The sequence below is a fragment of the Pseudonocardia sp. SID8383 genome (genome assembly GCF_009864975.1).
Classification (GTDB): Bacteria; Actinomycetota; Actinomycetes; order Mycobacteriales; family Pseudonocardiaceae; genus Pseudonocardia; species Pseudonocardia alni.
In genome coordinates this window covers 1-11,802 of record NZ_WWFY01001022.1, presented here as the reverse complement: position 1 = coordinate 11,802, position 11,802 = coordinate 1, and the positions used below count along the sequence as shown (strand labels likewise).

At 72.5% G+C, this 11,802-nt stretch carries 10 protein-coding genes and 1 rRNA gene; all 11 read left to right on the top strand.

All coding sequences use genetic code 11. The annotated features are described in order from the left end of the window. Positions 1-272 precede the first annotated feature (272 nt). A complete protein-coding gene (gene argC, locus GTW08_RS24600; RefSeq protein WP_174565899.1) occupies positions 273-1,307 on the top strand; it encodes an N-acetyl-gamma-glutamyl-phosphate reductase in 1,035 nt (344 codons plus the stop codon). Further along, positions 1,304-2,476, top strand: a complete 1,173-nt coding sequence (gene argJ, locus GTW08_RS24595; RefSeq protein ID WP_073576954.1) for a bifunctional glutamate N-acetyltransferase/amino-acid acetyltransferase ArgJ — start codon at positions 1,304-1,306, stop codon at positions 2,474-2,476. The genes argC and argJ overlap by 4 nt, the downstream gene beginning before the upstream one ends. Positions 2,477-2,510: 34 nt before the next feature. Beyond that, positions 2,511-3,431 carry an acetylglutamate kinase gene (gene argB, locus GTW08_RS24590; RefSeq protein ID WP_073577117.1) on the top strand — a complete coding sequence of 307 codons (921 nt, stop codon included), beginning with the start codon at positions 2,511-2,513 and terminating at the stop codon, positions 3,429-3,431. Next, complete coding sequence (locus GTW08_RS24585) at positions 3,428-4,621, top strand: acetylornithine transaminase (protein ID WP_073576953.1); 1,194 nt, start codon at positions 3,428-3,430, stop codon at positions 4,619-4,621. Before argB ends, GTW08_RS24585 begins: the two co-directional genes overlap by 4 nt. Continuing rightward, positions 4,621-5,544: an ornithine carbamoyltransferase gene (gene argF, locus GTW08_RS24580; protein ID WP_073576952.1), complete on the top strand. Its 924-nt coding sequence runs from the start codon at positions 4,621-4,623 to the stop codon at positions 5,542-5,544. The genes GTW08_RS24585 and argF overlap by 1 nt, the downstream gene beginning before the upstream one ends. Next, entirely contained in the window at positions 5,537-6,094 is a 558-nt protein-coding gene (locus tag GTW08_RS24575; RefSeq protein ID WP_073576951.1) for an arginine repressor, read from the top strand. The genes argF and GTW08_RS24575 overlap by 8 nt, the downstream gene beginning before the upstream one ends. Next, positions 6,091-7,536 (top strand): argininosuccinate lyase, encoded by a 1,446-nt coding sequence (gene argH, locus GTW08_RS24570; protein ID WP_073576950.1) that lies wholly within the window; start codon positions 6,091-6,093, stop codon positions 7,534-7,536. Before GTW08_RS24575 ends, argH begins: the two co-directional genes overlap by 4 nt. Next, on the top strand, positions 7,533-8,756 hold the full coding sequence (locus GTW08_RS24565) for an aminotransferase class I/II-fold pyridoxal phosphate-dependent enzyme (RefSeq protein ID WP_073576949.1): 1,224 nt from the start codon (positions 7,533-7,535) through the stop codon (positions 8,754-8,756). The genes argH and GTW08_RS24565 overlap by 4 nt, the downstream gene beginning before the upstream one ends. A 59-nt stretch (positions 8,757-8,815) precedes the next feature. Further along, positions 8,816-9,424 (top strand): DNA-3-methyladenine glycosylase, encoded by a 609-nt coding sequence (locus GTW08_RS24560; protein ID WP_083658899.1) that lies wholly within the window; start codon positions 8,816-8,818, stop codon positions 9,422-9,424. A gap of 46 nt (positions 9,425-9,470) precedes the next feature. Next, positions 9,471-10,745 carry a tyrosine--tRNA ligase gene (gene tyrS / locus GTW08_RS24555; RefSeq protein WP_161152603.1) on the top strand — a complete coding sequence of 425 codons (1,275 nt, stop codon included), beginning with the start codon at positions 9,471-9,473 and terminating at the stop codon, positions 10,743-10,745. A gap of 435 nt (positions 10,746-11,180) precedes the next feature. After that, positions 11,181-11,802: ribosomal RNA gene (locus tag GTW08_RS24550) — 16S ribosomal RNA — on the top strand; the annotation flags it as partial.

The window sequence follows — 11,802 nt, the reverse complement described above, 5'->3', positions numbered from 1 at the left end:
CGGCGCGGGTCCTCGACCCGTCGGCCACGGCGTTCCGGACACGGTCGACGCGCACCCGGCGAGCAGCCCCGCGAGCACCGTCGCGACGGCCGCCGTGCGTGCCACCGACCGCCTCCGTGCGGGCGCGCCCGCGCCCGGTCCCACCCCGCGTGTCACCCGTCGCCGCACCCGCGGGAAACTAGGCGTCGCACGCGGCCGCCGGGCCCGGTTCCGCACCGCCCGATCGCGATCGCGAATCCCGATTGCATGGCTTTCCGAGGCCGTGCATACTCATCCACGTGGTACGCATCGCAGTGGCGGGAGCCAGTGGCTACGCCGGGGGAGAGCTCCTCCGGCTGCTGCTCGCACATCCCGAGGTGGAGATCGGCGCCCTCACGGCCGGCGGGAACGCGGGGACGCGTCTGGGCGAGCATCAGCCGCACCTGACCCCGCTCGCGGACCGCGTCCTGGGCGAGAGCACGGCGGAGAACCTCGCCGGACACGACGCGGTGTTCCTCGCACTGCCGCACGGCAGGTCCGCCGAGTTGGCGGCCCAGCTGGGGCCGGACACGCTCGTCGTGGACTGCGGGGCGGACCACCGCCTCACCGACCCGGCCGCCTGGGACCGCTGGTACGGCGGCGAGCACGCCGGGCACTGGCCCTACGGGCTGCCCGAGCTGCCCGGTGCCCGGGCCGCGCTGACCGGCACCCGTCGTGTCGCGGTGCCGGGCTGCTACCCGACCGGCACCAGCCTCGCGCTGGTCCCGGCCCTGGTCGCCGGCCTGGTGGCCCCCGAGGTCGTGATCACCGCGGTCACCGGCACCTCCGGCGCGGGCAAGTCGCTCAAGCCGCACCTGCTGGGCGCGGAGGTCATGGGGTCGCTGTCGGCGTACGGCGTCGGCGGCGTGCACCGGCACACCCCGGAGATCGCACAGAACCTGTCCACCGCGCTCGGCTCTCCCGTGTCGGTGAGCTTCACCCCGGTGCTCGCGCCGCTGCCGCGCGGCATCCTCGCCTCCTGCTCCGCCCCGCTGGCCGACCCGGCGACCGACGCCGAGGCGATCCGGGCGGTCTACGAGAAGGCCTACGCCGACGAGCCGTTCGTGCGGCTGCTGCCCGAGGGCCAGTGGCCCACCACGGCGCAGACCCTCGGCTCCAACATGGTCGCGCTGCAGGTCACCGTCGACGTCGACGCCGCCCGGCTGGTCGTCGTCTCCGCGATCGACAACCTCACCAAGGGCACCGCGGGCGGCGCCGTCCAGTGCATGAACCTGGCCCTCGGGCTGCCCGAGACCACCGGCCTGCCGACGACGGGAGTGGCGCCGTGAGCGTGACCGCAGCCCAGGGCTTCCGGGCCGCCGGGATCGCCGCCGGGATCAAGAAGTCCGGGAAGGCCGACCTGGCGCTCGTCGTCAACGACGGCCCGCGCGCCGAGGCCGCCGGGGTCTTCACCCGCAACAAGGTCAAGGCCGCCCCCGTCCTCTGGTCCCAGCAGGTGCTGACCACCGGCTCGCTGCGCGCGGTCGTCCTCAACTCCGGCGGGGCGAACGCCTGCACCGGCGCCGAGGGCTTCCAGGTCGCGCACGCCACCGCGGAGCAGGTCGCCGAGGTGGTCGGCTGCGGCGCGATCGACGTCGCCGTGTGCTCCACCGGCCTGATCGGTGAGCAGCTCCCGCGGGAGACCGTGCTCGCCGGGGTCCGGTCGGCCGCCGCGGAGCTGGCGTCCGGGCCCGAGGCCGGGTCCGCCGTCGCCGCCGCGATCATGACGACCGACACCGTCCCGAAGGAGTCCGCGGTCACCGACCCGGCGGGCTGGACCATCGGGGGCACCACCAAGGGCGCCGGGATGATCGCCCCGTCGATGGCGACCATGCTCAGCGTGGTCACCACCGACGCCGTCCTCGACCGGGCCACGCTCGACGCCGCGCTGCGCGAGGCGGTCCGCTACAGCTTCGACCGGCTCGACGTCGACGGCTCGATGTCCACCAACGACACCGTGCTGGTGCTGGCCTCCGGTGCGTCCGGCGTCGAGGCCGACCCGGCGGTGTTCACCGCCGCGCTCACCCGCGTGTGCCGCGACCTCGCCGAGCAGATGCAGGCCGACGCCGAGGGCGTCACCAAGCGGATCACCGTGCGGGTCACCGGCGCCGCCTCCGAGGACGACGCGGTCACCGTCGCCCGCACGATCGCCCGCGACTCCCTGGTCAAGACCGCGATGTTCGGGTCCGACCCCAACTGGGGCCGGGTCGCCGCCTCCGCCGGGTACGCCGACGCCGAGATCGACCCCGAGCGCCTCGACGTCACGATCAACGGTGTGCTGCTGTGCAAGGGCGCCGTCGTCGCCGGGGACCGGGCCGACTGCGACCTGTCCGGGAAGGACGTGCTGATCGAGGTCGAGCTGGGGCTGTCCGGTGGGGCCGACGGGCACACCGCCGAGATCCGGACCACCGACCTGTCGCACGCCTACGTGGAGGAGAACAGTGCCTACTCCTCCTGAGCCGGTCGCCCCGGACGCGCTGCCGCAGCCGCAGATCGCGCCGTCCCCGGAGACCCCGGCCCGGCTGAAGCGGGCGGGGGAGAAGGCCGGTGTGCTCGCCGAGGCGCTGCCCTGGCTGCAGCGCTTCCACGGCCGGATCGTCGTCGTCAAGTACGGCGGCAACGCCATGATCGACGAGGAGCTGAAGCAGGCCTTCGCCCGGGACATGGTGTTCCTGAGGCTCGCGGGCATCCACCCGGTCGTCGTGCACGGCGGCGGGCCGCAGATCTCGGCGATGCTGAAACGGCTCGGCATGCCCGGCGAGTTCCGCGGCGGCCTGCGCGTCACCACCCCGGAGACGATGGAGATCGTCCGGATGGTGCTGTTCGGCCAGGTCGGGCGCGAGCTCGTCGGGCTGATCAACGCCCACGGGCCGCTCGCCGTCGGCCTGTCCGGGGAGGACGCGGGTTTGTTCACGGCCGAGAAGCGCACCGCGCTGGTCGGGGGCGAGCCCGTCGACATCGGTCTGGTCGGTGACGTCACGAGGGTCAACCCGGACGCGGTGCTGGACATCATCGCGGCGGGTCGCATCCCGGTCGTCGCCGGGATCGCGCCGGACGCCGACGGCCAGGTCCACAACATCAACGCCGACAGCGCCGCCGCGGCGCTCGCCGGCGCGCTGGACGCCGCGAAGCTCGTGGTGCTCACCGACGTCGAGGGGCTCTACGCGAACTACCCCGACCCGGAGTCGATCATCACCTCGCTGACCGCGGACCAGCTCGAGCCGATGCTGCCCCGCCTGGAGAGCGGCATGGCCCCGAAGATGGAGGCCTGCCTGCGCGCCGTGCGGTCGGGCGTCGGACAGGCCCACGTGATCGACGGTCGGGTGCCGCACTCGGTCCTGCTCGAGGTGTTCACACACGACGGCGTCGGCACCATGGTGCTGCCGGACGCCACAGCCGGGGGAACGACATGACCACGCACGCGCAGCGGTGGCAGGCCGCTCTGATGAACAACTACGGCACCCCGCCACTGACCCTGGTCCGTGGCGAGGGCGCCCGCGTCTGGGACGCCGAGGGCCGCGCGTACCTGGACCTCTACTCCGGGATCGCGGTCAACGCGCTCGGACACGCGCACCCGGCCGTCGTCGAGGCGGTGTCCGAGCAGGTCCGTACCCTGAGCCACACCTCGAACTTCTTCATCACCGAGCCCGCGCTGCAGCTCGCCGAGCGGCTGCAGGCACTGCTCGGCCGCGACGACGCCCGCACCCTGCTCTGCAACTCCGGCACCGAGGCCAACGAGGCCGCCTTCAAGATCGCCCGCCGGACCGGCAGGCCGGAGATCATCGCCTGCGAGGGCGCGTTCCACGGCCGCACGATGGGTGCGCTCGCGCTGACCGGGCAGCCCGCCAAGCGGGCCCCGTTCGAGCCGATGCCCGCCGGGGTGACCCACATCCCGTTCGGTGACGTCGCCGCCCTCGACGCCGCCGTCACCGAGCGGACCGCCGCGGTGTTCCTGGAGCCGATCCTCGGGGAGGCCGGCGTGATCGTGCCGCCCGAGGGGTATCTGGCGCAGGCCCGGCGGATCACCGCCGAGCGCGGCGCACTGCTGGTCCTCGACGAGGTCCAGACCGGGATCGGCCGCACCGGCTACTGGTTCGCACACCAGGCGCACGGCATCGTCCCCGACGTGATCACCCTGGCCAAGGGCCTCGGTGGCGGTCTCCCGATCGGGGCCTGCGTCGGGTTCGGCGCCGCCGCAGCGCTGCTCGAGCCCGGCCAGCACGGCACCACCTTCGGTGGCAACCCGGTGTCGTGCGCCGCGGCGCTCGCCGTCCTCGACACGGTCGCCGCCGAGGGACTGCTCGCCCACGTCGACCGGCTCGGCAAGGAGATCCGCAGCCGGGTCGAGGGTCTCGGCCACCCCCTGGTCGGCGACGTCTCCGGCGCCGGTCTGCACATCGGCGTCGGCCTCACCGCGCCGGTCGCCGCCCCGGCCGCCGCGGCCGCGCGCGACGCCGGGATCCTGGTCAACAACGCCACCCCGGACCGGCTGCGGCTGGCCCCGGCGCTGACCCTGACCGGCGACGAGGCCGAGGAGTTCCTGACGGCTCTGCCCGCCGTGCTCGACGCGGCCGCCGCCCAGCACGAGGGGCAGGGGAACTGATGGTCCGCCACCTGCTCCGCGACGACGACCTGACCCCGGCCGAGCAGGCCGAGGTCCTCGACCTCGCCGACCGGCTCAAGGCCGACCCGTTCGCCGAGCGCCCGCTCGCCGGACCGCGCGCCGTGGGGGTCGTGTTCGACAAGTCCTCCACCCGCACCCGGGTGTCGTTCGAGGCCGGGATCAGCCAGCTCGGCGGCACCGCGATCATCCTCGACGGCACCACCAGCCAGCTGGGGCGCGGCGAGACCATCTCCGACACCTCCCGGGTGCTGTCGCGCTACGTCGACGCGATCGTGTGGCGCACCAGCGGGCAGGAGCGGATCGAGGAGATGGCCGGCGCGGCGACCGTGCCGGTCGTCAACGCGCTGACCGACCTGTTCCACCCGTGCCAGATCCTGGCGGACCTGCAGACCGTGCGGGAGCGCTTCGGCCGTCTCGCCGGGCTCACCCTGACCTACCTCGGCGACGGTGCGAACAACGTCGCCCACTCGCTGCTGCTCGGCGGGGCCACGGCCGGGCTGCACGTCCGGATCGCCGCGCCCGCCGGGTTCACCCCCGACGACGGCGTGTTGCGCGACGCGAAGACCCGGGCCGAGCAGACCGGGGGATCGGTCACGCTCGTCGCGGACCCGGTCGCCGCCGTCGCCGGCGCCCAGGTCGTCGTCACCGACACCTGGACCTCGATGGGCCAGGAGGACGACGGGCTCGACCGGGTCGCGCCGTTCCGGCCCTATCAGGTGAACGCCGCCCTGCTGGAGCGCGCCGCACCGGACGCGGTCGTGCTGCACTGCCTGCCGGCCCACCGGGGGGACGAGATCACCGACGAGGTCCTCGACGGCCCCGCCAGCGCCGTCTGGGACGAGGCCGAGAACCGGTTGCACGCGCAGAAGGCGCTGCTCACCTGGCTCCTTCGGCATGGGTGAGGCGGACCGCGACCGCAGGAACCCGGTGAGCCGGGCCAGCCGGCAGGCGGCCGTCATCGACGTGGTCTGGAACTACGAGCTGAGCAGCCAGGTGGAGATCATCGGGTTGCTCCACGAGCGGCACGGCATCGAGACGACCCAGGCCACGCTCTCGCGTGACCTGGACGAACTGGGCGCGGTGAAGCTCCGCGGCGCGGACGGCGGGCAGCCGGTCTACCGCATCCCCGAGGACGGCAGCCCCGTGCGCGGGGTCGAGGGCGGCACGGGGCGGCTCGCCCGGTTGCTGGGGGAGCTGCTCGTGTCCGCCGACGCGAGTGGGAACCTGGCGGTCCTGCGGACCCCGCCGGGCGCGGCGCACTACCTCGCGAGCGCACTCGACCGGGCCGCACTGCACGACGTCGTCGGCACCATCGCCGGCGACGACACGGTCATCGTCGTCGCCCGCGAGCCCCTCACCGGGGCGGAGTTGGCGGAACGGCTGCAGGACCTGCCCCGGAGGGCCCACGCGGCCGCCGGGACGCACGACGAACGAGAAGGAGAGCCGACATGACCGACGCGGACCCCCGACAGGGCGCGGTCGCCGGTGGCGGAGCGCTGTGGGGTGGCCGGTTCGCGTCCGGTCCGGCCGACGCGCTCGCGGCGCTGTCGAAGTCCACCCACTTCGACTGGGCACTGGCCCCCTACGACATCCGCGGCTCGAAGGCGCACGCCCGGGTCCTGCACCGCGCCGGTCTCCTGACCGACGAGGAGCTGTCGGGAATGCACAAGGCGCTCGACGAGCTCGCCGCCGACGTCGCCTCCGGGGCGTTCGGCCCCGACCCGGGCGACGAGGACGTGCACACCGCACTGGAGCGCGGCCTCATCGAGCGGGCCGGTGCCGACCTGGGTGGCAAGCTGCGGGCCGGTCGCTCGCGCAACGACCAGGTCGCCACCCAGTTCCGGATGTGGCTGCGCGACGCCACGCGACGGGTCGGCTCCGGCGTGCTCGACGTCGTCGACGCACTCGTCGCCCAGGCGCAGGCCCACCCCGGCGCGCCGATGCCCGGCCGCACCCACCTGCAGCACGCCCAGCCGGTGCTGCTCGGTCACCAGCTGGCCGCGCACGCCCAGGCCCTGCTGCGCGACGTCGACCGGCTCGCCGACTGGGACCGGCGCAGCGCCTGGTCGCCCTACGGCTCCGGCGCGCTCGCCGGGTCCTCGCTCGGGCTCGACCCGGATGCCGTCGCCGCCGAGCTCGGCTTCACCGGGTCCTCGGCCAACTCGATCGACGGGACCGCCTCGCGGGACTTCGCCGCCGAGGCCGCGTTCGTCCTCGCGATGATCGGCGTCGACCTGTCGCGGCTGTCGGAGGAGATCATCCTCTGGGCGACGGCCGAGTTCGGCTACGTCACCCTCGACGACGCGTTCTCCACCGGTAGCTCGATCATGCCGCAGAAGAAGAACCCCGACGTCGCCGAGCTGGCCCGCGGCAAGTCCGGTCGGCTCGTCGGCAACCTCGCCGGGCTCATGACCACCCTCAAGGGGCTCCCGCTGGCCTACAACCGGGACCTGCAGGAGGACAAGGAGCCGCTGTTCGACTCGGTCGCGCAGCTGGAGCTCCTGCTCCCCGCGGTCGCCGGGATGGTGGCCACCCTGACCTTCCACACCGGGCGGCTCGCCGAGCTGGCCCCGGCCGGGTTCACCCTCGCCACCGACGTGGCCGAGTGGCTCGTCCGGCAGGGCGTCCCGTTCCGCGTGGCGCACGAGGCCGCGGGCGGCTGCGTCCGCGCCGCCGAGGCCCGCGGTGTCGGTCTGGAGGACCTGACCGACGCCGAGCTGGCCGCCGTGCACCCGGCACTCGACCCGAGTGTCCGCGACGTGCTGACCGTGGAAGGCTCCATCGCGTCGCGGAACGCGCGCGGTGGGACGGCCGGCGACCGGGTCGCCGAGCAGCTCACCGACCTGCGTACCGCGGTCGCAGCAGCGCGAGAGTTCACCGGAGGAACCGCATGACCGACCCTGCCGCAGCCTACGAGGAGCTCAAGGCCGCCGGCCTGAAGCTCGACCTGACGCGGGGCAAGCCGTCCGCGCAGCAGCTGGACCTGTCCCACGAGCTGCTCGGCCTGCCGGGCGCGGGACAGTTCCGCGCGGCCGACGGAACCGACACCCGCAACTACGGCGGCGGCCAGGGTCTGCCCGAGCTGCGGGAGATCTTCGCGCCGTCGCTGCAGGTCCCGGTCGGGCAACTGGTGGCGTCGAACAACTCCAGCCTGGAGCTGATGCACGACACGCTCGTGCACGCGTTGCTGACCGCGTTGCCCGGCGCCCCGACCCGCTGGGTCGACGCCGGCCGGGTCGCGTTCATCGCCCCGGTCCCCGGCTACGACCGCCACTACGGCGTGTGCGAGCGGCTCGGGATCGACCTCGTCACCGTCCCGATGACCGCGGACGGCCCTGACATGGATGAGGTCGAGCGGCTCGTCGCCGAGGACCCGTCGATCAAGGGCATCTGGTGCGTGCCGAAGTACTCGAACCCCGACGGGGCCGTCTACTCCGACGAGGTCGTGCGCCGGCTGGCCACCATGCCGACCGCTGCCCCGGACTTCCGCATCATGTGGGACAACGCCTATGCGGTGCACCACCTGACCACCGAGGAGGTCGAGATCGCCGACGTCCTCACCCTGGCCGCCGAGGCGGGCAACGCGGACCGCCCGTTCGTCTTCGGGTCCACCTCGAAGATCACCCTCGCCGGTGCGGGCGTCGCGTTCTTCGGTGCCTCGCAGGCGAACGTCGACTGGTGGCTGAAGCTGGCGTCGAAGAAGACGATCGGCCCGGACAAGGTCAACCACCTGCGGCACGCCCTGTTCCTCAAGGACGCCGCCGGGCTGCGGGCGCACATGGCCGCGCACCGCGAGCTGATCGCGCCGAAGTTCGCCGCGGTCGACCGGCTGCTGACCGAGGCGTTCTCCGACGTCGAGGGCGTGTCGTGGACCAAGCCCCGGGGTGGCTACTTCGTGAGCCTGACCGTCCCGGACGGCCTCGCCTCGGAGGTCGTACGGCTGGCGAAGGAGGCGGGCGTCGTCCTGACCCCGGCCGGTGCGACGCACCCCTACGGCAAGGACCCGCAGGACGCGACCATCCGGCTCGCCCCGACCCTGCCCCCGCTCGACGAGGTCGAGAAGGCCATGGCCGGTGTCGTGACCTGCGTGCAGCTGGCGCTCGCGCGCCGCTGACGGTGGACGACGACACGACGGGGCCCGGCCGGGACGACCGGCCGGGCCCCGCCGGTCTGCTGGACCGGGCCGGCCTGGCCGTCGACGTCCTGCCCGCCGCCGAGCGGCTGCTCGGGTGCGTCCTCGAGGCCGACACCCCCGACGGCACGGTCGCGGTGCGGCTGGTCGAGGTGGAGGCCTACCGGGGCCGCGACGACCCCGCGTCGCACTGTTATCGCGGCCCGACCCCGCGCAACGCGGTGATGTTCGGCCCGCCCGGGCACCTGTACGTCTACTTCGTCTACGGCATGCACTTCTGCGCGAACGTCTCGTGCCTCACCGACGGCGAGCCGGGCGCGGTCCTGCTGCGGGCCGGTGAGCTGCTCACCGACCCGGGGGTCGCGCGGGAACGCAGACCCACCGCCCGCCGCGACAACGACCTGGCCCGCGGTCCCGCGCGGCTCGCCGCACTGCTCGGGCTGCGCCGCGAGGACAACGGGACCGACGTCACCGACCCGGCGTCACGGGTGCGGCTGCGCGCGGGCGACCCGGTCGCACCGGAGCTGGTCCGGACCGGACCTCGGGTGGGCGTCGCCGCGGCGGCCGAGCTGCCCTGGCGGTTCTGGGTCGAAGGCTCACCGGCAGTGAGCCCGTACCGGGCCGGGACACGCCGTCGTCGCAGCGCCTGAGCCACCCGCGTGCGCGGTCCGCGGCGGCCCGACCAAGATGGGCACCGTGGGTACCGACATCCTCGACGACCTGGAGTGGCGCGGCCTGATCGCGCAGAGCACCGACCGCGACGCGCTCGCGAAGGAGCTCGCCGCCGACGACCCGGTGTCGGTCTATGCAGGCTTCGACCCGACCGCGTCGAGCCTGCACGCCGGGCACCTGATCCCGATGCTCACCCTGCGCCGCTTCCAGGAGGCCGGGCACCGTCCGGTCATCCTCGCCGGCGGGGCGACCGGGATGATCGGGGACCCGCGCGACGTGGGGGAGCGGACGCTCAACGACGCCTCGACCGTGGCCGACTGGACCCGGATCATCCGGGGCCAGCTGGAGAGGTTCGTGTCCTTCGACGACGGGCCGACCGGCGCCGTCGCCGTCAACAACCTGGACTGGACCGGGCAGCAGACGGTCCTGGAGTTCCTGCGCGACCTCGGCAAGCACTTCCCGGTCAGCACGATGATCTCGCGGGACACGGTGAAGCGCCGCCTCGCCGGCGACGGGATGTCCTACACCGAGTTCAGCTACCTGCTGCTCCAGGCCCAGGACTATCTGCACCTGTACCGCGAGCTCGGGGTGCGGCTGCAGATCGGCGGCTCAGACCAGTGGGGCAACATCGTCGGCGGTGTGGACCTCGTCCGCCGGGTGACCGGTGACCACGTCCACGCGCTGACCCTGCAGCTGGTCACCGACTCCGAGGGCCGCAAGTTCGGCAAGTCCACCGGGGGCGGCAACGTCTGGCTCGACCCGGACCGCACCTCGCCGTACGCCTGGTACCAGTACTTCGTGAACGTCGCCGACGCCGACGCGATCACCTACCTCAAGCTCTTCACCTTCCTCGATCGCGCCGAGATCGAGGCGCTGGAGACCGAGCTCGCCGAGAAGCCGCACCTGCGTGGTGCGCAACGACGTCTCGCCGCCGAGCTGACGACGCTGGTGCACGGCGAGGAGCAGACCAAGCAGGTGACGACGGCGAGCCAGGCCCTGTTCGGCCGCGCGGAGCTCACCGACCTGGACGCGGCCACTCTCGGTGCGGCGCTCGCCGAGGTGCCGACGGCCGACGCCGGCCCGGCCGACACGATCGTCGACCTGCTCGTCGCCACCGGCCTGACCGACAGCAAGGGGGCCGCGCGCCGCGCCGTGAAGGAGGGCGGCGCGTACGTCAACAACGTCAAGATCGTCGACGAGGAGTGGGTCCCGGGTGCCGGTGACGTCCTCGACGGCGGCTGGCTGGTGGTGCGGCGGGGGAAGCGCAACCTGGCCGGTGTGCGGGTCGGATCAGCGTGATCGGCCGCTGACCAGCAGGAACACCGAACAGGTACCCCCCTGTGAATCGCCTCCGGGCCGTCCTGTAACTTTCTCGTTGTCGCCAGGACGGGACGGACGAGAGCGAGACCGGCCAAGAGGCCAGGGACGCGGATCCGGCCCGGAGGCGACGGCCCACGAACTCCACTTCGGTGGAGATCAGGCCGCCTGAAGCAGAGCTTGACGCTGCGCTTCGGTACACGTAGTATAAGAGAGTTGCCTCCTAGCGAGGCCAGCTCTGACGCCCCGGGGCGACGGTCTTCAGGCCCGGTCCCCGAGTGCGGGTGTCTTTTGAGAACTCAACAGTGTGTCGAGCTATTTTGATTCGGTTTGGCGTTTTGTGCCAAATTGTTTGTTTGGTTGCAGCATTCGATCCCGTCGGGTGTTGTGGCCAGTTGTTTGTTGCAAGTCAGGGTTTTGTTGGAGAGTTTGATCCTGGCTCAGGACGAACGCTGGCGGCGTGCTTAACACATGCAAGTCGAGCGGTAAGGCCCTTTCGGGGGTACACGAGCGGCGAACGGGTGAGTAACACGTGGGTGACCTGCCCTCCACTCTGGGATAAGCCCGGGAAACTGGGTCTAATACCGGATAGGACCACTGATCGCATGGTTGGTGGTGGAAAGTTTTTTCGGTGGGGGATGGGCCCGCGGCCTATCAGCTTGTTGGTGGGGTGATGGCCTACCAAGGCGGTGACGGGTAGCCGGCCTGAGAGGGCGACCGGCCACACTGGGACTGAGACACGGCCCAGACTCCTACGGGAGGCAGCAGTGGGGAATATTGCGCAATGGGCGGAAGCCTGACGCAGCGACGCCGCGTGGGGGATGACGGCCTTCGGGTTGTAAACCTCTTTCGCCAGGGACGAAGAGCAATTGACGGTACCTGGAGAAGAAGCACCGGCCAACTACGTGCCAGCAGCCGCGGTAACACGTAGGGTGCGAGCGTTGTCCGGAATTATTGGGCGTAAAGAGCTCGTAGGCGGTGTGTCGCGTCGGCCGTGAAAACTTGGGGCTTAACTCTGAGCGTGCGGTCGATACGGGCA